Below are 24,654 nucleotides of genomic sequence, written 5' to 3' on the forward strand. Positions count from 1 at the left end.
TCATTTTTTCATCAGTTGATATAATCAGATTATCAACGGATTGTTGATAAAGCAACTAGTTGTATTAAAAATCGTACGATATTGTCTAAGTTTTTACCAAATGGGGGTATATCATGAAAAGGTTAGAAGGAAAAGTAGCCATTATTACCGGAGCAGCTAACGGGATGGGTGCAGCAGAAGCAAAGTTATTCGCGAAAGAAGGCGCTAAAGTAGTAGCGACTGATTTACAAATGGAAACTTTAAATAAAGTGGTTGCAGAGATAAAAGAAGCAGGTGGTGAGGCGATTGCCCTTGCCCATAATGTGACGTCTGAAGAACAATGGCAAGCAGTTATAAATGAAGCCATTGAACAATTTGGTAAACTAGATATCCTGATTAACAATGCTGGTGTCGCTTCTCCCAAAACTCTAGAGGATATGTCAATGGATGAATGGAATAAAATTTTAGAAATCGACTTAAATGGTTGTGTAATCGGCATGAAATATGTCATTCCCGAATTAAAGAAAAATGGCAGCGGTTCCATTGTCAATATTTCTTCCATCGGCGGTATAGTTGGCATGGCAGGGACAAGTCCATATACAGCCGCTAAGGGTGCTTTACGAGTATTATCCAAATCTGCAGCAATAGAATATGGAAAAGAAAATATTCGAGTCAATTCTGTACATCCTGGGATTATTTCGACCCCAATGACAGCTCCTTCAATGGAATCTGCCTTACCGTTCTATCAAACTTATACGCAGTTGCCTTATTTCGGCAACCCTGAAGATGTTGCTTACGGTGTCCTTTTCTTAGCATCAGATGAGGCAAGATTTGTTACAGGTACAGAGTTAGTGATTGACGGCGGTTGGACTGCCATATAATAAAGCCTAATCTAAAAACGAGCCGTGACTGATTTCATCGGCTCGTTTCATTTAATATACTTTTGTTTTATTTTGTTTTGAACTAAGACCAGCATCTACAAATAATAACAACGCTGTAATAATATGCATAATCATTCCAACTACCGGAATCCAACCAATAATAGAAGTAATGATACCTGTGATACTACCGTACTTGTTTTCTCCAGCTCTTACGGATAGTACAAGTGTGATTACATGAAGGAAAAACATAACAATAAGTGGCACCCATCCATTTGCGAGGATAAAAATTCCTCCTAGAAAAGGAATGCCAAGAAATGCTTCACATGCACCTGTTATCCATTTTAGTATTGTTGATGTACTCAATTTGCCACATCCTTATTGCTTAATCTAATATTATTATACATTTATACCCACACATTCGTTTTAGAAAACATCCTCTATGGTAAACGTAAAATTTCCTTTTCCAAGAAGTCTTCATTTAGCGCACCTAATACTTTATTTCGAATAATCCCATCCGAATCAATGAAGTAACTAGTTGGGTAGGCAATCACCTCATAGTTATCTAAGACAACGCCTTCAGGGTCCATTGGTATGATGAAGGATAGTTCATTCGCTTTCACGAAATCAGCGGCATTTGTTTCGTTTCTTTCCGTTTTGGTCATATTTACAGCTATGACTTCAAATCCGTCATCTTTATATTCTTTATAAACTTTTTCCATATAAGGCATTTCTTCTTCACAAGGTCCGCACCAGCTTGCCCAAAAATTAAGTAATATTTTCTTTCCTTCATAGTCACTTAGTTGAAATGACTCACCATTCAGTGTTTCCAACTGGATTTCAGGTGCCTTCTGACCAATTTCCAGGCCAACAGCTACATTTTCAGGGTTTTCTATTTCCTCATATTGGTCAATTTGTACTTGTGACAATAAACCTTTGTCCTTTAGAATGGTCCGATCTACGATTAATAAAATAATAAGTAATGAAGCCGCAATGATTAAAAACTTTCTCATAGAACACCTCAACTTAGAACACTTTTCAAAACTGTCTTAATCATACTATAGTTGAGACAACTTTAGCGAATCTTTTACTTCAATGTTGAATGTTTTTTACATACATGATCAATAAACTATAAAAAATTAATTGTTCATCAGCGGGCAAAGGTTGATTCATCATTAAAAAGGGGGTGTTGTTTACCTTGAACGATTCCATCCATTCTCTCGGAATCCATCCTTTTTGTAATTTCCCAAGCTCCCTTCCATTCTCAGATTGAACCAATAGATTCATAAAAGTCCGTTCATACCTTAGCGTATAAGCTCGGCTATCTTTTTGACAAATAAAGCGTTTATTATTGTCATTGTGGAGAAGAATCGTATTACTGTTATAATCAATCTGGATATTGTGTTTTCGCACTGTAATTATTGCAAGCACCCTTTGATCAACAACTAAAGCATAGCGATTTCTATAAATCCAGCGGTCGACAAATGTAGGCAAAAACCAGCGCCACTTATGAAAAGCTAAATCACGAATTTCAGCAGCCGTTCTACCATCTCTATTAAATAATAATAATCTTAAATTCGGTGCTGGTAAAAAACCTATAAGAAATTCCCTTTGTGAAAATATATTTTTTTGCTTGCTATTTGTTGATGCATATGAACTTATCTTTGCTTGATTATTTGCTAACACATAGCTTTGATAAGACATCCCACTATATAAAACAAAGGGTAAACACCACCAAAGAAGCCCGCTAATCTCCTGAAAGAAACTATGATATATGACTAATATCCATAGTGGTATACACGCAACTAAACTACCATTAAGAGAGGCTTGTGCTGATTGCTGATAATATTGCTGAATATTCATGAACTTCCTACCCCGATTCTCTCAATAAATGTATTACTACCAATCTATTATAGAACGAAGGAAATCATGAGTAATATTCATTTTCACCGCTAAAAACCAAAAGAGAAAGACATTTCTCCTCTTCTATGGGAGAAGAGAATGATCTTTTTTCACCAAACTTTCAATTAAAATATAAATCTTGTTAAACTATCTTCTGCATCCTTATAGCCTTGCTCATAAAAGGCAGATAATTTTTTTAAATCTCTTTCCATTCTTCCCACATCAACCTTCTCAGGTCTAATAATCATCACTTGTCCTTTTTTTTCTTGCTCCTCTAAATATTCAACGGTTTCATTATACATTTTGTAACGATTCATCATTGCTCTTTGGAGCCCTGGATATTGTGGATATTTTCTTCGCAATAAAAAACTCATTCTTGATGGTTTTTTTCGGTAACCTTTGGGTCGTGTTAAAACAACAACAGCTTTATCATATCCATCTGCTTGTGCTTTTCTTATTGGTATGGAATCAGCAATACCACCATCAAGTAACATTCGATTATTAAAAGAAATTTCAGGTGCAATAAAAGGTAATGAACTTGACGCTTTTAAAAGAAGCAACAAGTTTTCCCCATAGTCTTTCTTCCCATAATAAACAGCTTCTCCACTCAGACAATCGGTTGTACCAATTATAAACTCACTTTTCCCGTGAGAGAACGCTTCATAATCATAGGGAACCAGCTTATTTGGAATTTCATCAAAAATAAAGTCCATACCAAATAACTGTTTAGATTTTCGATAATTTCGCAAGGAGAAGTATCTAGGATCAGATACATACTCCACACTTACCTTCTTGTTACGGCCCTTTTGTTTCGATAAATATGAGGCAGCATTCGCGGCTCCTGCAGAAACACCAATTACATATGGAAAAGTAATACCTTTATCTAAAAATAATTCCATTACACCAGCAGAGTATGCCGCTCTCATTCCTCCACCTTCTAATACAAGGGCTGTTTGATGTACATTCATTCTCACAACGAATCCTTTCTTATTAAAGTCCTTGTTCTATTATAACAAGCTTGAGTTGTCTATTCTACGAAAGAGAGGTACGCGATGAATGATAAAAATGCTGAAAAAACGAAAATAGCATTGTGTGCTCTGTCCTAGTGAATGCATATAAAAAAGTTTGCTAAGAAGCTATCCCACAACTTTTATTAAACACGGTCAGCTGTTCACGAATAATAATGTTATTTAATAATGTAGCGCAATGATTGTAATCTTGTCAGTTCTTCTTGATCTAACGGGGAAAGTTAATTGAATAAGTATGTATCAGAGAATCGTCATTAAAGTCGACCTTTTTCTTGTCACTGTTTCAGATAAAAGTATAACTAACCGTATGAATCAATTTCTAGTAATAAATTTTACTAATTGGAAAATAATAGTACAAAGAATGAGGGATAAAAGGAAATGCAGGGGAAACTTCGCTCGAGTCGATACCCGCTTATAGAGTCATGAGGTTTGGGAAGTCTTACTTTAGCTTTCGTGCCGGACACGGCACTGCTAAAACCAGTTAACTTTGTCCAAAATATATATTTTCTTATCTTATGAATACAGGCTGATCAAGCTAAGTCTTCTTTTTTAATTCTGTTTAAAGGGTGTGTAAGATTATGGAATTTTTTACTTCGCAGGAATCCTTAACTATTGTCCAATAGATGCTCCGGGCAATTGTTGGATTTGTGTTTTTCGTCATACTTGTCAAATTAATGGGTCAGCGTTCCCTTTCCCAAGTAGGACTTCTCGATTTTGTTATCGTGCTGATTATTGGAAATATTATTGCCCATCCGCTGTCCGATGAAGGGTTAGGTCTGGAAGGGTCGATGATTACAATGAGTGTTATTTTAATCTTGTATATAATCGGAATCTACCTAAGTTTGCATTTTAGACATTTTAGAAAGTGGTTTATCACCGATCCGATTCCATTAATAGAAAATGGAATGATTAATAACCGTAATATGAAACGTGCCCGAATTTCACTTGATGAACTGCAGACCGAATTGCGAATGAAGAATATTGAAGAAATCCAAAAAGTCGCACTTGCCTTATGGGAGCATGGTGGCAAGGTTTCCATCTTTCTGAAGACGGAACATTTGCCTTTAACAGCAGTCACATTTAGCAAACCAGTCAAACCTTTTTATTTTCCAAATACCGTTATAAAAGAGGGAACGATTGATTGTAAACAGTTGCATCAATTAGGCAGGGATGAAGAATGGATTCTTAAAAAACTTCAAGATACCTATCCAAATATAACCATCAAAGATATTCTGCTTGGTACCGTAGATGACAAGGAAGATCTAAGTATATTCCTATATAATTCCTGAGCTTCCTCATAATCTTATTTTCCTATGATCAGGTGCAACCGACAGTATGTTTTCCAATTTAAATAGCTGGAATTTTTTGTTTGCATAGCAAGAAGCAAAAATCGCGGACAATCCTTTTTTTCTTTGAAGAAGTTAACTAAAAGAAAATGTTGAGGCTAAGCTATTTTATAAGATGTTTTTATATTTATATAAGCGATCTTTCGACATGAATAAATATATAGGAGATGGCTTTTCTCTTTTTGATACACTATTATGAAGACAAAAAATAAATTGGTAGCACGAAAGCTTTTTCAATAATTTATAATATCGGTAGTGGATGGAAAATGTTTCAAACCCTAATTTCCCACAACTTTATTAAGCATTGTAATGCCGACTAATCCCTTTTTTTCATTAACATTATCATGCAATTATATACATTTAGCTATTAATGGAAGTGATTCCTTAACTTTTTTATAGATCATTGAAGCTTTTCTTGTTTCACTATCAAATTCTTGTATCTGCCTTAGTAATTCTACATTATGTAGGTGGATTTTTAGAAGTACATCATTCTTATTTATTACTGTTCCGTCCGATAAAGCTATTTTTTCCTTTGTACCTTGTTATACGAACACGCATAATGGAATGATATTTCAAAATTAAACGTGTTTATTATCTCTTTACATCAGCTGCCCTATCTTTGACACCCTAACCTACTTAAATCAAAGAATCACCGAATAAGCATTCCTCTATGAATGAAGCAATGATTTACTTTGTTCCTTATTAGTATATATTATTCTATAAGCCAATAATTCGGCTTACAATGGAAAGGCCAAAAAGAAAACACGAACATTGATTGGTTCGCGTCTTCTTTTTGGCCTTTTATATTTACTCGTTTATTAGAGGATACGGATGATAAACGGGATGCGATACTCTTCCCCTTCAAACGCCTTAACGGCTGCAATAATGGTAAATACGATAAATGCAATGCCAAATATGGCTCCTAATAAATAACCAATAAGCACTAACATCAAGATCGTACTAATGATTCCATAAACAAAGTAAGTAATGAGGAAGTTAAAATACTGTCTTCCATGATAGTCTACAAGCTTTGAGCTATCTTTCTTTATGAGCCAAATAACAAGTGGTCCTATAAATACAGTAAAGAAACTAATAATATAAATGCCCGCAGCAAGTATTCTGTCTGTTTGTGAATCTTTCATTGTTGTTTTCCCCTTTCTCTTATTCCTTCTTGTACTATATACCTATTTTACGAAGATTATTATAAAAAGTTTCAAAGTTTTTATTTTCAAATTTCGGTTCTTCTATTGGACAACTTGAATACATTTATAAAAAACGAGAGAGAAAACAAGTTGATCGTGAGTTCCCCTTATTTTACTACTAGGAAAAAAATAAACAAATAGGTGATTTATATGATGTCAAAAATTGAAGCATTTATTCTTGGAATCATTCAAGGGATAACAGAATTTCTTCCTATTTCAAGCACTGGGCATTTGTATCTTGGAAGACATTTATTTGGTCTTGATGAAGCAGGATTATTTTTAGATACCATGCTCCATATTGGTACACTATTAGCTGTCCTTGTTGTTTATAAAAATGAGTTACTAGAAATCATAAAAAATCCATTCGGAAAGTTATCTATGCTGCTTGTCATTGGTACGATTCCTGCTGTCTTTGTTGGTTTATTATTTAATGATCTATTTGAGACGGTCTCAAAAACCGGCGTCACCATTGGCTGGGAATTTATTATTACCGGAATCATTCTTTGGTTCTCAGATAGTATTAAAAATGGTGCGAAAAAAATGAAAGATATTAGCTATAGTGATGCATTATTTATTGGTAGTTTTCAAGCAATTGCGATATTCCCTGCTATTTCAAGATCAGGTTTAACAATCGCTGCAGGGCTCATCCGTAAACTTGATCGAGAAACAGCTGCATACTTTTCATTTTTACTATCTATACCGACCATAGCAGGAGGCATTGTACTGCAATTTGGAGAAATATATGCTGGCCATATTGAAGCTATTAGCTTTGGCAGTATGTTAATTGCCACACTTGCATCAGCCATTTTCGGTTATATTGCCGTTGTTTGGATGATTAATTTTCTAAAAAGAAAATCACTAAAGATATTTGCCGTTTATGTTTGGATTTTAGGATTAACAATCCTATTTATGCAAATGGCAGGCATTTTTTAAATTTATTCTCATGAGTAGGTTCTTGATTTCTACTCACTTTTTTGTCACTTTAACAGTGTATTTGCTAAGGATGAATTTTATTAGAAAAAGGACTGGATGCTGATGTCGACGATACTTTTTAAAAATGCCATTGTCTATCCCATTACTTCAAAGCCTTTCCATGGAGATGTATTAATAAAAAATCGTATAGTGAAAAAGATCGGAAAAGATATTCAAGATTTGCATGCACAAGTCGTTGATTGTTCTCATGGTTTTCTGTTACCTGGTTTTATTGATGTGCATACACATATTGGATTATATGACGAGGGGACTGGTTGGGCTGGTAATGATGCGAATGAGACAACACAGCCATTAACACCTCATATTCGGGCAATCGATGGCATCCACCCTTTTGATCCTGCTTTTCGTGATGCACTTAAAGCTGGGATAACTACTGTTCACGTAATGCCAGGCAGTGCGAATATTATTGGTGGCACCACATCCATCTTGAAAACGTACGGCAATAGTGTTGAAGAAATGCTTGTTAAAGAAACTGCTGGATTAAAAATTGCTCTTGGAGAAAACCCTAAAAAGGTTCATAGTCATAGCAATGAACATTCAATTACTAGAATGGGCATTATGGGGATGTTAAGAGAAGCTTTTTATAATGTTCATGCTAATCCAAATGAAGTAAACCTGCGCACATCCCCTATTATTAAAGCACTTACACAAGAAATACCTGTACGAATCCATGCCCATAGAGCAGACGATATTTTAACTGCACTACGATTTGCTAAAGAATTTCATTTAGATATTCGAATTGAACATTGTACAGAGGGTCATTTAATTACTCCTTATTTAGGAAAGAATCTACAAGTGAGCGTTGGACCAACATTAACAAGACGATCAAAAGTAGAGTTAAAAAACAAGACGTGGGACACTTATAAAATCCTCGATCAAGCAGGTGTCTCCGTTTCAATTACTACCGATCATCCTTATACACCTATTCAATACTTAAACATTTGCGCAAGTATTGCTGTTCGAGAAGGTTTATCCGAACAAAAAGCATTGGAGGGAATAACTATCGCTGCCGCTAAAAACTTAAAAATCGATCATATCGTTGGAAGCATTGAAGAAGGGAAAGAAGCTGATCTTGTACTCTGGAGCCATCATCCTTTTCATTTTCTAGCAAAACCAAAATGGACAATGGTCTCAGGCAATTGGGCATATACAAATGCGGTGGATAAATAAAATGATAAGGAGGCGATTTATCTTCAAATTGGAATTTCCGTCTCCTATCTTTGTCTAAATGATGATAAGGTTTCTTCACCATTTATCTCCAATCAATAAACTGTTTTCTATGTCCCTACCTCTCTTACCTCAATGTATGGTACCTTTTTCACCTTCTCATTTACTGGTTCCTTTTTGCAATTTTACCATTAGAATCCGGTATGCAAAAAATGGAGAAATTTGGCGAAAAATAATCTTAAAAATAAGGTAAAAAATCTATTCCCTTTTTGCTATTTTTTTAGTATTATACTTTCATAAAATAATATCTTTAGTCGATAATATCTTTTGTTTTTGGATATTGGGAAGGCAAATGGTGCGCCACCAGTTTACTGGTTCTAGTGGGTTCGATTCCCACCCCGAAATTTTTTAGTTACATTACAAAAAATTTCGAGGGTGGGCCTTTTCTGTCTTTTTGGCATGGAGTAGGTTTACTCTCACGTGGAGGGATAACCAATGCTGAAAAAACGTGACCTAAATGATTGTCAAGTTTTATTCGAATTGATGACGCACCCCGATGTCTTCCCTTTTGTGCGTCATAAAGCTCAATCTTATGAAGAACTGTTATTTATTACGAAACAAACGCTCGAAGCTGAGGAACAAGAAAAGCTCATCTCTCGTACCATTACAGATGAATGGAATAATCCAATTGGCACAATTAGCTTATATGACATTGAAAACCAAGCTGGTTTTCTTGGCACATGGATTGGTAAACCTTATCATGGTAAAGGTTATAATCAATTAGCCAAAGATGCTTTCTTTAATGAACTTTTTTATGATTTAAATATTGAAACTATTTTTATGCGCATAAAAAAAGAAAATATTCGTTCATTAAAAGCTGCCCAGAAACTACCTTATGCCATTTATGCCAATGAATCACGTAAAAGTTTGTATGATAAAATAAATGAAACTGGCCAGATTTATGATTTATTTGAAATTCCTAAAGATCTTTATTCTCTTCATATGCTTAGAGAAGGACTTACAGTGGAAGATACAACTCATCTAAAAGAAGCTTAAAAAACAAGGGAGCTTAATAGCTACCCTTGTTTTTTATTCGCTAAAACCTGTTGATAAATTTTTCTGACTTCATAGGTCTTGTAAAGTTCTAATTTCCGCAACTCTATTGGATGTCTATTAACACCAAATTCTTTTAGTTTTGCAATATACCAGCCTTTTGAACCTTGATAAGCCATCCTCATCTCTCCCACAGTCTTTTTAACAATATATGTGATAAGAATCGGAGACATGCTTATTGATGAAGGTTTTTTCCTAACACATCTTTTGCTCCAGTTATGGGAATGACACTACCCGTGATAAAACTAGATGCAGGTTCAATAAGAAAAGCAATCACCCTCGCCACATCCTCCCCTGTGCCAGGGCGCCCGACAGGAGTTCGATCATCTTTTACTGTACAGGCATCGTCTATATCACTCTCTTTCCACTTGCCAATAATATCCCCTGGACAAACCATATTTACTGTTATGCCATTTTCTGCTTCTTCTAAGGCAAGCGTCTTTGTTAATGAGACTACACCTGATTTTGCTGCAGCAAAAGCCGAACGATACATCCATCCTGGGGCAGTTTCAGCGCGATCAAAACCTATTGTTATGATTCTCCCCCACTTCCCCTTTCTCATGAGTGGAATGATGGCTTTTCCTAATATAAATAAAGCTTGTAGATTTCCATTTATTAAATAAGACCATTCATCTAAAGAGTATTCAATCATTTTCTTTTTTTCATGAATATATGGGCCCGCGTTATGTATCAAGATATCAATTGAATCTGTTTTCACTAATGATTGCTGTATGAGATGATTACATTCATCTTCATTCGTAATATCTGCTTTAATGGCAATATTTTTTGTCCCATATTTGTTAGTAAGGGCCTCACAAAGTTCAATTGCTTTTTGTTCACTATGTCTATAATTAATAATCACATTTACATTTTGCTCTGCTACTTTCCAAGCAATACTGCTACCGATACCGGTTGACCCACCAGTAATTAACGCTGTCTTTGTATTCACAAAACAACCCCTTTTAGTTAGAATTTTTAAAATTATTATTTAATTTTAATACTAATCACTATAAAGTAATGTTGCAAGTGTTTTGAATTGATGTTTTTTTAACGAAAATAGAAATGTTGCATAAATTAATGAATAGGCGATTATCATCATCGGAAAGATCATCTCTTTTTTTGGAAGGGTGAAAAGTGTATGTTCCCTTGGAATCAATTCCCATTTAATAAAGAAATGAAGTCCAAATTCGAAAAATTAAACCAAAAAGAAGTCAATGAGTATGTACAAGGGATGCTCGGAAAAGTCTTTCCGAATGACCTTCAATATTCAAACGAGCAAAAACAAGAAGAAACTCAACATACAACAGAAAATAGTCCATCACAAAGTAAATTAAGATTTCGTGTCTTGGAGACACATAAATATGTTTTTGTGCGAATAGAAATCCAAAAACGAGAATGGTTAAAGCAATTAAAAATGTATCATACAACCAATCAACTCATTCTCGAACATATTCCAAAAGACAGTGACCAAACACTTATTACATTACCGACTCTTGTAAATAAAAAAGGCGCTAAAGCAGACTACCAAGATGCCATTTTAGAAATCCAACTTTATAAGTTGATTGACCGGCAATTATCTGAAATACATGTCGATGACCATTAGTTAGGAGGGGAATATTATGTTACTACCTGAATACCCTAACGACATGCTTTCAATCATCAAAAATGGATTACCAAATATAAAAAAAAGAAAGAAGAAAGTCTTAATTGCAGGTGCAGGCATGGCTGGATTAGTTTCAGCCTCACTCCTTAAACAAGCGGGTCATACTGTCACTGTTCTAGAAGGGAATAACCGTATAGGGGGTAGAATCTACACGCTTAGGTCCCCTTTTACAAATGGAAATTATCTTGATATGGGTGCGATGAGAATTCCTCATACACATAAACTCGTATTACAATATATAGAAAAGTTTCAATTGCCATTATCCCGTTTTATTAATAGTCATCCAAACGATATTATTTATATTAATAATAGGAAGATTTCAAGAAAACAATACGAAGAAAATCCAAACTTACTTGATTTTCATTTAAATAAAAATGAGCAAGGAAAGACAGCCTTTACACTATTACAAGATGCCGTAGAGCCATTTATCACTCTCTATAATAATAGTACAGAAGAAGAAAAGAAAAAAATGATCTCAGAATACGACAAATATTCAATTGTCGATTTTTTAAAGTTTAACCCTTTAGCAACGCCTTTATCTTCAAATGCGATCAGATTAATTAGTATTCTCTTAGGTATTGAAGGGTTTCAAGAATTATCATTTATGTCGATTTTATCTAGTGTTCTCTCCCCACTCTTTCAACCTGATATCCAATATTTTGAAATAAGAGGTGGGAATGATCAACTTCCCTATTCCTTTCAAATGGAATTAGCATCGAACCTATTTTACAATCAAAAAATAGAAAGAATCAAACAAAGTAGTAATAAAGTAAATATATACGTACATGATACATATCAACATACATTTAAAACGTATACAGGCGATTATTGTCTTATTACCTTACCGTTTACTACACTTCAATTTATAGATTTACTACCCAAAAATAGCATTAGTCAAAAAAAATGGCAGGCAATTAGAGAATTGCAAAACATTTCTTCTATGAAAATTGGAATTGAGTTTATTAGCCCTTTTTGGGAAAGGTACAACTTTGGTCATGTCATAACTGATTTACCGATTCGTTTTAGCTATATTCCAAGTAGAGTAAATAATGATGCACCAGCGGTTTTACTTGCAAGCTATAGTTGGGGCAGTGACGCTTTATTATGGAATAGTTTGTCACAATCAGTTATTACGAGGGAAGTCTTGAAATGCTTAAGTGAAGTATATGGCAATATTGTCTATAAAGAATACCTTAGAACCTTTACATTTAATTGGAGCAGAAATTCATTTTCTGCAGGTTGTTTCACGTTATATGCACCAGGTCAACAAAAACATTTCGGTGAGGAGGTAAGTAAACCCTCAGGCAAACTTCATTTTGCTGGGGAGCATACATCCTTATTCCCTGGTTGGATTGAAGGAGCAATCGAGTCAGGTATTCGTGCAGCGGCAGAAATTCACATGAGGGAATAGTCATAATAAAAAAACGGTGAAAAAGCCATAAATAATACAAAGACCTTTTCACCGTATATGTTATTTAAGTAACAGTATATCCACCGTCAACTGTTACAGATTGAACCGTAAGTAAGCTTTACCCATCTTTACGCTCATATCAGCAATGACAACGTTTGCACATTTTTCACTGCATGCCTTGACATCTACATAGCCAATCACTGTAACACCACTCGTGATGATATGCTTTCGCGTAAGTTTATTTACAAATTAAACCGATGTAGCACCTTGTCCACCATCGATACGATAATATGAACCTGAAATAAATGAAGCTTTTTCTGATGATAAAAATACCATTAGATCGGCAATTTCCTCAGCTGTTGCATATCTTTTCATTGGTACAGAGCTTTCAAATTGTGTACGTGCATTCTCTGTTTGTTCAGGCATGGCGTTTGCTTCAATGGATCTCATCATTTGTGTATCTACACCAGATGGTGCAACCGCATTTACTCTGACACCATAATCTGCCGCTTCTAATGCAGCCGTTTTGTTTAACCCGATTACCGCATGTTTAGATGCAACATAAAGTCCCATACCTGGTGCACCTAATAAACCACCGTTTGAAGCCGTATTAACGATTGCCCCACCTTTTTGAGCTTTCATCACAGGTAAAACATATTTTAATCCTAAAAACGCACCGTAAACATTTACACCAAATACTGCATCAAAATTTTTCTTTGTTTGCTCATCTAAGATGGCAAAATCGCCATTGATTCCAGCGTTATTTATAAATGTATCGATACGACCAAATGCTTGTTGCGTATCTTCAACATATTTCTTTACATCTTCTTCTTTTGTTACATCAGCTGATAACAGTAAAATCTCCTCAGCATCAATAGAAGCAGCAGCCTTTTCTAATGCTTCTTTAGATAAATCTACTAGTGCGAGCTTAGCACCTTCTTTAGCAAAAGCTTTAGCTGCTGCTATTCCAATACCACCTGCGGCACCTGTAATTAGTACTACTTTGTTGGCAAAATTCATCTGATATTCCTCCCTTTTGTTTCATACAAAATAATCATACTACTAAAATTGTATATTGTCGACAATTTTGTTTGCTATAATAGGATGCCCAAAAAGTGGCATCCTTATTCTAACGTTTCTAATAAAAGAGCTGGAACTACATCCTTCGCTTCAGTAATCTTATTTTCCATTAGATTTTTGGTAATTAATTTCATTTTCGGATGAAAACGATTCATCGTATTCATTGTCCATTTCACTTGGGCAAACACCGTTAATATATAAACAGATTCATAATAAAATTTAGATAGTGCTTTATTATTCGCCACTTCAAAAAAGAATGTTGTTAAACCCGTGGATTTCATTTGATAACCAATGAGATCACCTGCAAGGAACGCTTCTTCCACAGCATTGAGTTTTAATTTTAACGTATCTTTCGTTTCATCATGCCATCGATTCGAAGTCATATCTAGTGCCATTTGAATGAGTCCAACCATGACATGTGTATATTCTTTAATATCTTCTGTCGTAAAGGATTTTACAACTGTCCCTTTTCGATGAATACGCTCGACAATATTGTCTACTTGAAGTAAATATAATGCTTCTCTCACTGGAGCTCTGCTTGTTTTTAGCTCCTCTGCTATTTTCTCTTCAATAATTTTATCTCCAGGAATATAAGAACCTTCCATGATTTTCGTTAATATGTATTTGGCAATTTGTTCAGGAAGCGATTCACCAAATCGCTGTTCATTATTAAATAAAAAATCCTTCAAACCATTCACTCCGATGTTTAATTACTCTTTATTTATACATTATATCATTTAATTAGAACGATTTGGAAATTTAATCAGAATTGGATGAATAAGCCGTCCGGTATATAGTTGTAATCAGATGGTTGTAAAAATTAATTTGGTATCCATCAAATTCATGCACATAAACTCAAACTATATTGGTAGATATTCATAAATAAACCTCACTTTGCTACAATAAGTCAAATCATAAAGTCTGAATATGCATTTGTTTTATAGAGGAATAAGAAAAAGATGAGCAACGTCTGCATCATATGATACAGGTGTTGCTCATCTTGAAGGATAATTTAAGCATATTTATCCGATGATTATTTACCGATGAACATTTGAGTCCAGTAATTACCGTTCTCAACATAACCTACTCCAAGGTGAGTATAGCTAGAGTTAAGAATGTTTTCACGGTGACCTTGGCTATTCATCCAAGCTTGTACTACTTCTTCTGGTGTTTGTTGACCTTGGGCAATGTTTTCACCTGCTGAAGTATAAGAAATACCAAATTGTTTCATCATATCAAATGGAGAACCATATGTTGGGCTGTTATGATCGAAATACCCTTTTGCTTGCATATCACGAGATTTTTCACGCGCTACCTTACTAAGCTCCACATCAAGTTTTAATGCAGGAAGACCAGCATTTGCACGCTCTTTATTTGTTAAATCAAGTACTTGTTGTTCATATGCACTAACTTCAGATGAAGCTTCTTCTGATGGTGCTTGTTCTTCTTCAGTTACTTCTTGCTCTGGTTGTTTTTCTGGTTGTGCTGCTTCTTCAGCTGGTTGTTTTTCTGGTTGTGCTACTTCTTCAGCTGGTTGTTTTTCCGGTTGTGCTGCTTCTTTAGCAGGTTGTTTTTCCGGTTGTGCTGCTTCTTCAGCTGGCTGTTCCGCTTGCTCTGGTTGTGCTGCATGCGCTTTACCTTGTTCTAATGCTGCTTGTGCTTTTTCTTTCGCTTGACTTAAGATATTTTGAATATCCTCTTGATTCCAATTTACATTATATTTACCGATGCAATCTTGCATCACTTTATTAATATAATCTTGGTTTAACATATTAGAAGTTTGATAGACAAAAGCCTTTGTATCTACTTTTACTTGAGCTGGCTCTGCCGCTTCTGCCTTGTTTAAACCTGGTGCTGATACTAGTAATGCAGCTGCTGCCGCTACTGAAAAAATAACTTTCTTACTCATAATCTATTTCCTCCCTAATGGATGTTTTTTGTTGTTTCTTGCTGTGACATAATCATATCATAGGTTTTTTTGTAATATTTTTGGGAGGAAATAGCAATGAATTATTCTTGTATGGTTCTATCTAAAAATAGAAAGAAAAAACGTTATGATTAGTAGGTTTGTTTGATTTTTAGAGAATAGGTTTTTTTATCATTAATTGGTAATGACACTATCGTGTTTCCATTTATATACTAGAATACTATACTTGACAACTTAAAAAAGCCTTTTTCTCTTTTACGTTTATTACATGAAGGTAACATTCGTGATAATTATTATGCAACTATAATGAAATGATATCAAAGCCTTAAAACCTTGATATAAGGCGGTTTGTAGCATATAAACCTATTTTCATTTGCCTATTGAAGAGGAAGGGAAATACATCCCTATCCTTCTATATAAAAGGCCACTCTTCTTCTTATAGAAAGAGTAGCCTTTAAAAATTAATGATCATTTACCATCGGAAGTATAATTTGTATCGTTGTCCCAATATTGTATTCACTTTGAATAAGCAAGCGCCCTTCATGTAAATGTACGAGTTTCTCCACAATAGCTAACCCAAGCCCTGTACCTCCATCAGCTCTTGTCCTTGCTTTATTCACTCGGTAAAATCTTTGCCGGATTTTATCTAAGTCTTCTTCAGGTATCCCAATCCCAGAGTCTTCCAATTGAATACAACAGCCATCTTCTGTTTGGAAAAGATCAAGTAGTAATGTGCCCTCATCAGTATATCTAATCGCGTTATCAAAAATATTTTGCATAATTTGTTCGATTCTTCCTTCATCTGCAATAATAATGATATCAGGATCAAGATCTACTTCTATAGATAAGCCTTTTCTTTTAATTCGCGGACTATACTTTTGCACGACATCTTCCAAAAGCTGGGCTAGGGGTATTGGCGCCTTCACCAAACGATAGTCATCAGTTTCAAGTTTTGACAAATCTAATAAATCACCGACAAGTCTCTCCATCCGAGTTGCTTCCCGATAAATGAGTGCAAGGTATTTTTCGTGATCTTCTTCATTTGTTACAAGACCTGACTTTAGTGCATCACTATATCCTTTGACATAACTAATCGGTGTTCTTAATTCATGAGACACATTAGCAAGAAATTCTCTCTTTCTATCATCTTCTTTTTGAATAGATGTGGCCATTGAATTAAAAGCACTAGCCAGTTCACCAATTTCATCTTGTTGATTTGTCGATAGTTGCACATTGTAATTCCCTCTAGACACTTGTTCAGCTGCTAACTTCATTTCCATTAACGGGCTAGTCATTCTTTTAATGAGGAAAGTACCTGTCATAATGGCGAATAGAAGAAAGATGAACGCGGCAAGCATCCAAAGATAAGCGAAATCCTGTGTAATATCAGAAATTTTCTCTAACGGTAAATAAACATATATAATACCAGCGAGACGATTATCATCTAATAACGGGATAATGACACCCATAATACGAGTATCAAACCTTTCTTCAAAACCCGTTTTGTAAATTGGATTTCCTTTTAATAATTGCTCTCGTTCTTCTCCGTTAATGAGCGAATCATATTTCATTTCAAATGGAAAGCATGCGCTCAATTCCCTAGCATTATCTACCATGATGATATCGGTTTCTGATTTATCATTGTACCAAGCTACTTTTTCCTTTAAGTCTGTACTTATTTCTCCACCTTTGTAATCAGACGCTAAGGCTAATCCTTCTTCTAATAATGTATCTTCTACATTTTCGACATATAATTTCTCATAAAACAGATAAGATAATATGTAGGAATAAACAATTGTGATAAGTATCGCTATCGTCACCGTTAACCATAACTTTTTGGCTAATGTGTCGGTAAGGTACTTCATTTGTCTGGTACCTCTAGTTTATAACCTACCCCCCATACGGTTTGAATGTAATCTGCTATACCTAATTTCATCCTTAATGTTTTAATATGGGTATCAACCGTTCGTAGGCTACCATCATATTCAATTCCCCACACATGTTCAAGGAGCTGCTCCCTTGAAAGAGCCTGGTTAACATGTTGAATTAAATAAGAAAGCATTTCAAACTCTTTTAATGTTAAAGATATTTTTTCCTCTTCGACAAGGACTCTCCGCGCTTTTTTATCTATTGATAACTTTCCTATTTTTATTTGCTCTGATTCTTGTTTCACTTTTCCAGATCTCCGAAGGACTGCATGTATTCTAGCAACAAGCTCTCCTGGACTAAGTGGTTTAACAATATAATCGTCCCCGCCTAATTGTAGCCCCTTCACTTTATCCCATTCTTCTCCTTTTGCCGAAAGAAAAATGATTGGAATATCTGAATTAGTACGTATTCTTTGACAAACTTCATATCCATCTTCATTTGGCATCATAATATCTAAAATGACTAAATCAATTTCAGCTTCCTTCAATATCATGTAGCCCTCTTCACCACTCTCTGCTGTAAAGCATTTAAATCCCGAATTCTCCAAATACATCTCAATCAATGTTCTCATATCTGGTTCATCATCAATAATTAATATATTTACTTTTCTCATGAATCCTCGTTCTCCCTAAGCAAAATTTGAAACGGACCTTCGCCTACATCTACTGATCCTTTCAGTTTTATTGTTTCTGAATCGATAAATTGTAACTCAGAGCTATCATACCCTGCGACTAATACTATATCGCTAAAGGTTTCAATTGTGAAAGGGTTGGCTGTTACGCTCATTTCACCTATTACTTCACCAGCCTCATTTAACTTATACAGCAAATTGGTTCCATGGCTCACAACAAATATCGACTCATCAGCTTTGGTAAAATCGACTGGCATCGAAGGAACACTAATTTTTCTTAATGCTTTTCCGGTCTCTCTATCATAAACATGTACATATTTTTCAATATCTAATCCTTCACCATGTCCACCAACCCATATTTCGTTATCTAATGGGAACAAACCTGTTGCATGTGTATGTATTTCATAGTTTTCTTTTATTTCCATTCTTTCCAAATCAATACTTGTAAGAAGATTTTCATCAAACCCTATAATGATGAGTTCATCCCGAGCTTCATCATGTTTCATCTCGAGTGGTCGATCAAAGATATCAATATGACTCGTTTCTTCTCCATTACTATTAAAAAAACGGACGCTATTTTTTCTTTCATCTAAAGCAACTATTGTATCAGGTCTTAGTTCCTCAACATCTACAACACCCTCACCAATTGTCCACTGATGAATCAGTTCCCCTTTAGATAATGAATAAAGATCAATGGTGTTTAACTTTTCACCATACAGTAACAGAGTGTCGCCATCTGATAGTACACTTCCTCCTGTGTATGCTTTATTGACCTTCCATGAACCAATGTTTTTTTGCGCCTGTATGTCTATAAATGATAGGCTCATCTCCTTAATATTTACTGTTATCGCAATATCCCGCTCAGCTGGTATATTAGTGAATTCTTCTTGTCTACAACCAGTTAAGAAAGAAGAAATCAGTAAGAAAAATATGAACGCCTTGTAATAACGCATATAAAGTTTCTCCCCAGTTTTAATGTTTTTATAACTCAAGGATACCGGATGGTTGTGTTAAAAGTGTGAAAACCTTCAATCGAGTGTATCGAAAATTTCAAAATGTATATCAATGAGTGCGACTTTCATATCAGAAGAAAGTGAGGAGTCAATAATTCTTTTAATCGCAGCAATTAACTTTTTTTGTTTATCTTTTCTTACTCGTGGGTGAGCATTTTCATCTCTTAATTCTTTTTCTATTGCTATCATTAACACAATATCCGGATTTTCTTCATCTGTTGCCAGTGCTCTATTTTTCCATAATGAACGGTAGCTTTGTAAAAGATCCTTACTATTCATTTTAATTCACTCCTCTCATATTGAATCTACTTGATTCATACATAAATTTCAATTGAACGTTAAAAATAAAAGTAATTCATTAATAGGAAGGGGCTAGTCTATGACTACACCATATTGCTGTCCATCATGTAAAACTAATCGTTCACGCTTTAATATTATTGAACAACATCCGCGTTCAGTTAAGCTTGATCCACAATCAGGCTCTGTACTGGAAGAATACGCAGCAGAAAATTTAACTGCTTTCCATTTAAAATATAATGGTCCAACAGTAAGAATTCAATGCGGTGCATGTGGCCTAATAGAAGATGAAAAAACTTTTATTAAGTTTGGAGAAAACCAATAAAAAATAAGGGTGTAGTAATGAAGAAAGCGTTCAAAATCGATACGATTAAGAACGCTTTTTTTATCTTGTTATTTCCCTATCTCATTTAAAGTCAAATGCGATTTTTCAACAAAAAATTCTTAGCATCGACCTGCCATGGATCAAGTGGAGAGAATCTTACTAAACGAATGGAACCCCGATAGCTCTTCTTGCCTTTATTCTTTATATACCAATCCACTTGAATGGGAAGATTAACTACTAATGCAGTATTTCCTTTCTCTAAGTGACCAATTGAAGTTAACTTTACATTTTCAATCGAACGAATCGCTTTGTCATCTATCTTGTTTAATGCGACAAGAGACAGGAGATAAGCATCTTGTTGTTTCAAGCCTGCTATAAAGGCAGCTGATACTTTTTCCGGATCAGATATTGCCATATACTCATCAAGTTTACCTGCAGCTTTGAGAATCATCAATTTATGAGATAAATCCATTGAATTGGTACGATGTGTCGTACTACCAAAAAAATGAATACAAAAATGACCTGGAAAATTATTCGATAAAGCACCTGCCCCGTGTGGCATCCCGTGCATGGAAGCAGCAATCCATTCTCCATCACTAATGACGATAATTGCTCTTCGCTTCCAACTCCATTTTCCATTATAAATTTCCTTCATTGTCTTTGTATCTTCTTTCGTTAATGGTTGAACATCTGCATGCTCACTACCAGCTCTTCGTTGGACATCAAATCGCTTACCAGTATCGACATCTAGCACGGTAAACTTCTTAAACTTCGGTAAATGTTCTTTCGCTTCTTTCCAAGGCAACATCTGGATAGGTAATCCAATTTCATCATCCACCATACTATACATCTTTATAGGGGACACTAAATAAAGCATTAAAAACAGGGAGACAATGCTCAACTTTTTCATCTTTTATCACTCTTCTTTATTAGGTTTCATCGTAAAGTTTGCCTAAAGATGAGCATTTATATGTATAGTAACTTTTGGATGGATTTGTCCATATGAAAAACAATAACAGAGTAGCTTCTAGAACTTGTTAACAGCTAAAGGCTTGGACTGTATTCCACAAAAAAACTGAGTAAGAACAAAATCCTACTCAGTTTATTTTTAATCAATTTATTCTTTTGGTTTTTCTAGAGATTGTAGTCCGCTTTCGATTTTATCCCAATCAATATTTTCTCCGATGAATACCATGTTTAAAGGAATATTCATATCTTCTTGAAAATATACAGGCATCCCGTATGAAAATTGGAAAAGCTGTGGATAGGCTAAAGATGAGAACTTAATATATCCCTTCATTCGATAGAGCGTGTCAGGTAATTCCCTCAAAAAATCCTCAAAAGCAGAGCGATCTACAGCTCCTTTAAATTGATAAACAAAGGTGCTCAAATGTAAATCTGTGCCAATCCTGCTGCTAGATTGTTTTTCTTTCGGCAGTAAGGACAATTCTCTTATTCGTTTAATTGGTACTTTTGCATTTTTTGTTAACAATGTAAAAGCTGTCGAATTAATACTTTGAACTTCTTGGATGACATTTGCTTGTTCATCTTCAGATAACAAGTCAATTTTATTAACAAGTAGGCAATCTGCATGTCTAATTTGTTCAACTAAAAGCTGTAGCACTTGCGGTGTCAATTGTTTTCTGTGTAGCCATCTTGCACTATCAAGGATTGAAATAATACCTTTAGGGACAATTGAGTTAGCAAAAAGTGGTGAAAGCACAGCATCTAAGACTTCCACTGGATGTGCTGCTCCTGTCGCTTCGATATAGATGACATCTGGTTTTTCAAGCGTTAATAAACCTTGTAACTGTCCTTCTAATTTGTCTTGAATGGTACAACAAATGCAGCCATCCAATAATTCTTTTAATGGAATGTCCTCATCTATTGCATCTGAATCAATTGATACTTTTCCTAATTCATTCATTAAAACAGCCACTTTTCTACCGTTCTCTTTTTCATCCTGTAGCAACTGCTTTAACAGTGTTGTCTTTCCACTCCCTAAAAATCCAGCTAATATATAGATCTCTGTACTCATGTTTATTTTTTCCCCTTAAAGTCTATTCTGCAATTGTCTCTTCAATCATATTACTGAGTTTGTTTTTTATTATTTCATACGTATCGTCGGTGATATAACCTATTTTTTGGAACTCTTCTTGCTTACATTTCCATACGGGAATATAACCATGTGGGAAATATTCATCCTCTTCTTCTAATCCTACTTCAATAAAAGATTGGTAGTCGCTTTCTAAACATTGATCATGTTGTGCTTCTTTTCCTTTTTTACAGCGAATGAATTCAATCACCAAGTGTTCATGTTGTTTGTAATGTCTTAGCATTTCAGCGATTAACATTTCACAAGTTTGTTCGACCTGAACGACCTCCTTCTTCATATTATCATTCATTTGAACAATCTGCCTCATGGAAACCACCTCTTTCATTGAACCATTGTAAAGGATAGAAGAGAATGGCACAAATATTACGGTCGCCCATTGACCTCCGTGACATTCTTCTCTTTGAAAAACTGCCTGAGAGCGGAGATATTTTCTTCATAATCCATATCTAACACAGCGCCAGCATGTGGAGAATTTTTGTCAACAAATGAATCGTCTACCGGAATCCGCATTGTCTCTATATCTGTTATTGGATTCAATAATACAGAGGTCGCCATCGCAAACATCTGATCAATATGTAAATCTGTATCAACATTTGCCATAATCATTTTCATCATTTCAGGTGATTTGGCGATTCCTTCAATAGATGTCATATGGTTTTTTAGTTCTTCCTTTAATAAAGCAAGCACTTCCTGTTGTCGCTTTACTCTTCCATAATCGTATTCATCATCATGACGAAATCGAACGTAATCTAATAGTTGCTCACCATTCAAAAAGTTTTTACCTGGCTCAATGTTCATATTCATATCTTCAATCATTGCTGCAGGAACATCAACTTCCAGTCCATTTGGAGCAACAGTATTTAGGATATTTGCAAATCCTTTAAAGTCAATGACAACTGAATGATCAATATTTATTTGAAAATTTTCTTCGATTGTTTGTGAAAGTAATTCCGTTCCTCCTAAAAAATAGGCATGATTCAATTTATGGTATCCTTTTTCATAATTCGGAATTTCTACATAGCTATCACGCATAATAGAGACTAGTTTAACTCTTTCTTCTTTTGGTTCATACCGAGCTAACATAATTGTATCAGATCTTGAATCTGTTTCTCCTCTAGAATCAACACCAACAAGTAAAAATGTTTTTGGTTCTGAATTGTTCCATGTTGTTCCCTTCTCCTTTTGACGGTTATCTTTCTCAGATATGCCAGATGAACATGCTGCTAATAGTAAAGCTAACAAAATGATGACATATTTTCTCACGGTTCATCCTCCTTATTTTTCCTTATTCATTCATTGTAGGGATAGATGAACAACTTTATACTTTAAAAAAGAGGAAATAGTTTTTTACATTTTTTCCTTCCTAGAGTAAGAGCGGTTTCTCATAAAAAAAGAACAAACTAACAACCCATATAACGCGTGTTGTTAGTTTGTTCGGTGCTTATCAACTTAATTTCTTTTCAACTGTCACAATCACTTCTTTTTTAATTCCTGCTGAAAAGAAAATGATGCTACATAAACAAATGACGGCTATCACAAAGAAGGCAATCGTTCCCCCGCTGATACCAATCAAGTATCCACCAATCATTGGGCCTATAAAACTTCCTGTATTCCTGAACTGAGCAGCACCAAAATACGTGCCACGTAATTCCTCTGAAGCTAATTGATCAATTAATATACTACTTGCTGGAAACGATAATATTTCTCCAAAGGTGAATAAGATTACACCGATAACTGCCATTATCCAATGAGTGGATATAGCAAAAAAGAATAACCCAATAGCTACAAGAGCCGAACCAATAATCATAGATTTTAAAGGGCGAACCTTTTCCATCAGTTTTGCAAAAGGTAATTGTAATATAATTACAAGGATGGCATTAATGGATAAAAGAAATGAATAAATGACGACTCCATTCTCCAATCGATTATCAAAGTGTTGTGGTAAGTTAGAATCCATTTGCGAATAACCTATCGCAAGTAAAATACCACCTAGAATATAATACAATAGCGACCTATCCCTCCTAACAATGTGAAAGGCAACAGGCAAAGTAACATTTTCTTTATTCTCCAAACGAGGAACAGGCTGAATCGTAAACAATAAAATGAGCATATATGCTAAATAAATACCACCAGTAATATAAAAAGTGAGAGTCGCATTTGTTAATGCTAATACAGCCCCGATTAATGGGCCAACAGCTGCCCCAATATTAATGGCGACATATCTTAAGGAAAATACTTTCATTCTTTGTTCCTTTTTTGTTAAATCGGCCATCAATGCTTGTGCAGTTGGTTCAAAAAAGGAATTACACAAACCCAGTAAAGCATTGAGTAGCAAAAAAGCAATAGCTGAGGAGGACAAAGCAAAGCCAAAATAAGCGCCTGCTGTACCTATTAATGCAACAAGCATAATCGGCTTTCTTCCAAATTGGTCAGATAAATGGCCCCCTATAAAACCACCTATTGTCGACATTAATGGACCCATCCCGATAATGAGGCCGATTAAAAACGAAGGATAGTCCTGATTGACTAAATATATAGATAAAAAAGGCAACGTCATAAATGCTGCCCCACGAGATAAGATTGTACCAACTAGTAAAATCCATATCGTGCGATGAAACTGATTATAATAATCTTGTAATCGTTTAATCATGTTG

General features: G+C 35.0%; 28 protein-coding genes and 1 pseudogene. 8 read left to right on the top strand and 21 right to left on the bottom strand.

What is annotated here, in order from left to right; genetic code table 11:
- Positions 1-113: 113 nt before the first annotated feature.
- The gene (locus U9M49_RS06355; RefSeq protein ID WP_322909504.1) at positions 114-860 is read left to right on the top strand and encodes a glucose 1-dehydrogenase; all 747 of its coding nucleotides are present in this window, start codon (positions 114-116) and stop codon (positions 858-860) included.
- 51 nt (positions 861-911) lie between these two features.
- Here U9M49_RS06355 and U9M49_RS06360 read toward each other — a convergent pair whose 3' ends face one another.
- The 4 genes from U9M49_RS06360 to U9M49_RS06375 form a co-directional block, all read right to left on the bottom strand.
- Positions 912-1,223 carry a hypothetical protein gene (locus tag U9M49_RS06360; protein ID WP_095372929.1) on the bottom strand — a complete coding sequence of 104 codons (312 nt, stop codon included), beginning with the start codon at positions 1,221-1,223 and terminating at the stop codon, positions 912-914.
- Between the two features lie 74 nt (positions 1,224-1,297).
- Positions 1,298-1,870 (bottom strand): TlpA disulfide reductase family protein, encoded by a 573-nt coding sequence (locus U9M49_RS06365; RefSeq protein WP_322909505.1) that lies wholly within the window; start codon positions 1,868-1,870, stop codon positions 1,298-1,300.
- 79 nt (positions 1,871-1,949) lie between these two features.
- Positions 1,950-2,720 carry a hypothetical protein gene (locus U9M49_RS06370; protein ID WP_322909506.1) on the bottom strand — a complete coding sequence of 257 codons (771 nt, stop codon included), beginning with the start codon at positions 2,718-2,720 and terminating at the stop codon, positions 1,950-1,952.
- A gap of 164 nt (positions 2,721-2,884) precedes the next feature.
- Positions 2,885-3,727, bottom strand: coding sequence for a patatin-like phospholipase family protein (locus U9M49_RS06375; protein WP_224937588.1), 843 nt, complete (start codon positions 3,725-3,727; stop codon positions 2,885-2,887).
- A 683-nt stretch (positions 3,728-4,410) separates the two neighbouring features.
- Between U9M49_RS06375 and U9M49_RS06380 the strand changes: the two genes are divergently transcribed.
- Positions 4,411-5,076 carry a DUF421 domain-containing protein gene (locus U9M49_RS06380; protein ID WP_322909507.1) on the top strand — a complete coding sequence of 222 codons (666 nt, stop codon included), beginning with the start codon at positions 4,411-4,413 and terminating at the stop codon, positions 5,074-5,076.
- Positions 5,077-5,241: 165 nt separating this feature from the next.
- Here the strand turns inward: U9M49_RS06380 and U9M49_RS22675 are convergent.
- The 3 genes and pseudogenes from U9M49_RS22675 to U9M49_RS06385 all read right to left on the bottom strand — a co-directional run.
- A pseudogene (locus tag U9M49_RS22675) lies at positions 5,242-5,412 on the bottom strand (hypothetical protein); the annotation flags it as partial.
- A 71-nt stretch (positions 5,413-5,483) separates the two neighbouring features.
- Positions 5,484-5,657 (bottom strand): YkoP family protein, encoded by a 174-nt coding sequence (locus U9M49_RS22680; protein WP_416337092.1) that lies wholly within the window; start codon positions 5,655-5,657, stop codon positions 5,484-5,486.
- 294 nt (positions 5,658-5,951) lie between these two features.
- On the bottom strand, positions 5,952-6,275 hold the full coding sequence (locus U9M49_RS06385; protein ID WP_095372924.1) for a DUF4870 domain-containing protein: 324 nt from the start codon (positions 6,273-6,275) through the stop codon (positions 5,952-5,954).
- A gap of 213 nt (positions 6,276-6,488) precedes the next feature.
- Here U9M49_RS06385 and U9M49_RS06390 point away from each other — a divergent pair, with 213 nt between their 5' ends.
- The 3 genes from U9M49_RS06390 (at position 6,489) to U9M49_RS06400 (ending at position 9,551) form a co-directional block, all read left to right on the top strand.
- Complete coding sequence (locus tag U9M49_RS06390) at positions 6,489-7,268, top strand: undecaprenyl-diphosphate phosphatase (protein WP_322909508.1); 780 nt, start codon at positions 6,489-6,491, stop codon at positions 7,266-7,268.
- A 102-nt stretch (positions 7,269-7,370) separates the two neighbouring features.
- Positions 7,371-8,498: an amidohydrolase gene (locus U9M49_RS06395; RefSeq protein WP_095372922.1), complete on the top strand. Its 1,128-nt coding sequence runs from the start codon at positions 7,371-7,373 to the stop codon at positions 8,496-8,498.
- 492 nt (positions 8,499-8,990) lie between these two features.
- Positions 8,991-9,551, top strand: coding sequence for a GNAT family N-acetyltransferase (locus tag U9M49_RS06400; RefSeq protein WP_095372921.1), 561 nt, complete (start codon positions 8,991-8,993; stop codon positions 9,549-9,551).
- Between the two features lie 20 nt (positions 9,552-9,571).
- Here U9M49_RS06400 and U9M49_RS06405 read toward each other — a convergent pair whose 3' ends face one another.
- Positions 9,572-9,727 (bottom strand): DUF2639 domain-containing protein, encoded by a 156-nt coding sequence (locus tag U9M49_RS06405; protein ID WP_095372920.1) that lies wholly within the window; start codon positions 9,725-9,727, stop codon positions 9,572-9,574.
- 56 nt (positions 9,728-9,783) lie between these two features.
- Positions 9,784-10,557 (bottom strand): SDR family oxidoreductase, encoded by a 774-nt coding sequence (locus tag U9M49_RS06410; RefSeq protein WP_322909509.1) that lies wholly within the window; start codon positions 10,555-10,557, stop codon positions 9,784-9,786.
- A 189-nt stretch (positions 10,558-10,746) separates the two neighbouring features.
- Here U9M49_RS06410 and U9M49_RS06415 point away from each other — a divergent pair, with 189 nt between their 5' ends.
- Positions 10,747-11,211 (top strand): Hsp20/alpha crystallin family protein, encoded by a 465-nt coding sequence (locus U9M49_RS06415; RefSeq protein WP_307313313.1) that lies wholly within the window; start codon positions 10,747-10,749, stop codon positions 11,209-11,211.
- 16 nt (positions 11,212-11,227) lie between these two features.
- Positions 11,228-12,682, top strand: a complete 1,455-nt coding sequence (locus U9M49_RS06420; RefSeq protein ID WP_322909510.1) for a flavin monoamine oxidase family protein — start codon at positions 11,228-11,230, stop codon at positions 12,680-12,682.
- 249 nt (positions 12,683-12,931) lie between these two features.
- Here U9M49_RS06420 and U9M49_RS06425 read toward each other — a convergent pair whose 3' ends face one another.
- The 7 genes from U9M49_RS06425 to U9M49_RS06455 form a co-directional block, all read right to left on the bottom strand.
- Positions 12,932-13,702, bottom strand: a complete 771-nt coding sequence (locus tag U9M49_RS06425; protein ID WP_224937579.1) for an SDR family NAD(P)-dependent oxidoreductase — start codon at positions 13,700-13,702, stop codon at positions 12,932-12,934.
- A gap of 104 nt (positions 13,703-13,806) precedes the next feature.
- Positions 13,807-14,451 carry a GntR family transcriptional regulator gene (locus U9M49_RS06430; RefSeq protein ID WP_251161828.1) on the bottom strand — a complete coding sequence of 215 codons (645 nt, stop codon included), beginning with the start codon at positions 14,449-14,451 and terminating at the stop codon, positions 13,807-13,809.
- 344 nt (positions 14,452-14,795) lie between these two features.
- Positions 14,796-15,671: a CAP domain-containing protein gene (locus tag U9M49_RS06435; RefSeq protein WP_322909511.1), complete on the bottom strand. Its 876-nt coding sequence runs from the start codon at positions 15,669-15,671 to the stop codon at positions 14,796-14,798.
- Between the two features lie 479 nt (positions 15,672-16,150).
- Positions 16,151-17,554 (bottom strand): HAMP domain-containing sensor histidine kinase, encoded by a 1,404-nt coding sequence (locus U9M49_RS06440; protein ID WP_322909512.1) that lies wholly within the window; start codon positions 17,552-17,554, stop codon positions 16,151-16,153.
- On the bottom strand, positions 17,551-18,231 hold the full coding sequence (locus U9M49_RS06445) for a response regulator transcription factor (RefSeq protein ID WP_322909513.1): 681 nt from the start codon (positions 18,229-18,231) through the stop codon (positions 17,551-17,553). The genes U9M49_RS06440 and U9M49_RS06445 overlap by 4 nt, the downstream gene beginning before the upstream one ends.
- Complete coding sequence (locus U9M49_RS06450; RefSeq protein WP_322909514.1) at positions 18,228-19,202, bottom strand: WD40 repeat domain-containing protein; 975 nt, start codon at positions 19,200-19,202, stop codon at positions 18,228-18,230. The genes U9M49_RS06445 and U9M49_RS06450 overlap by 4 nt, the downstream gene beginning before the upstream one ends.
- Positions 19,203-19,277: 75 nt before the next feature.
- Positions 19,278-19,541, bottom strand: coding sequence for a hypothetical protein (locus U9M49_RS06455; protein ID WP_322909515.1), 264 nt, complete (start codon positions 19,539-19,541; stop codon positions 19,278-19,280).
- Positions 19,542-19,641: 100 nt separating this feature from the next.
- Between U9M49_RS06455 and U9M49_RS06460 the strand changes: the two genes are divergently transcribed.
- Positions 19,642-19,884, top strand: coding sequence for a DNA alkylation repair protein (locus tag U9M49_RS06460; protein WP_095372909.1), 243 nt, complete (start codon positions 19,642-19,644; stop codon positions 19,882-19,884).
- Between the two features lie 91 nt (positions 19,885-19,975).
- On the opposite strand, the gene U9M49_RS06465 is transcribed toward U9M49_RS06460, so the two are convergent.
- The 5 genes from U9M49_RS06465 to U9M49_RS06485 form a co-directional block, all read right to left on the bottom strand.
- Positions 19,976-20,794 (bottom strand): hypothetical protein, encoded by an 819-nt coding sequence (locus U9M49_RS06465; RefSeq protein ID WP_322909516.1) that lies wholly within the window; start codon positions 20,792-20,794, stop codon positions 19,976-19,978.
- 207 nt (positions 20,795-21,001) lie between these two features.
- Positions 21,002-21,922, bottom strand: coding sequence for a CobW family GTP-binding protein (locus U9M49_RS06470; protein WP_307313294.1), 921 nt, complete (start codon positions 21,920-21,922; stop codon positions 21,002-21,004).
- A 22-nt stretch (positions 21,923-21,944) separates the two neighbouring features.
- Entirely contained in the window at positions 21,945-22,307 is a 363-nt protein-coding gene (locus U9M49_RS06475; RefSeq protein ID WP_307313291.1) for a hypothetical protein, read from the bottom strand.
- A 56-nt stretch (positions 22,308-22,363) separates the two neighbouring features.
- Entirely contained in the window at positions 22,364-23,263 is a 900-nt protein-coding gene (locus tag U9M49_RS06480; RefSeq protein WP_322909517.1) for an LCP family protein, read from the bottom strand.
- 181 nt (positions 23,264-23,444) lie between these two features.
- On the bottom strand, positions 23,445-24,650 hold the full coding sequence (locus U9M49_RS06485; protein WP_095372904.1) for an MDR family MFS transporter: 1,206 nt from the start codon (positions 24,648-24,650) through the stop codon (positions 23,445-23,447).
- Between the last annotated feature and the right edge of the window lie 4 nt (positions 24,651-24,654).

Origin of the sequence: Cytobacillus sp. OWB-43 (assembly GCF_034651445.1) — a bacterium.
Taxonomy (GTDB): domain Bacteria; phylum Bacillota; class Bacilli; order Bacillales; family Cytobacillaceae; genus Cytobacillus; species Cytobacillus kochii.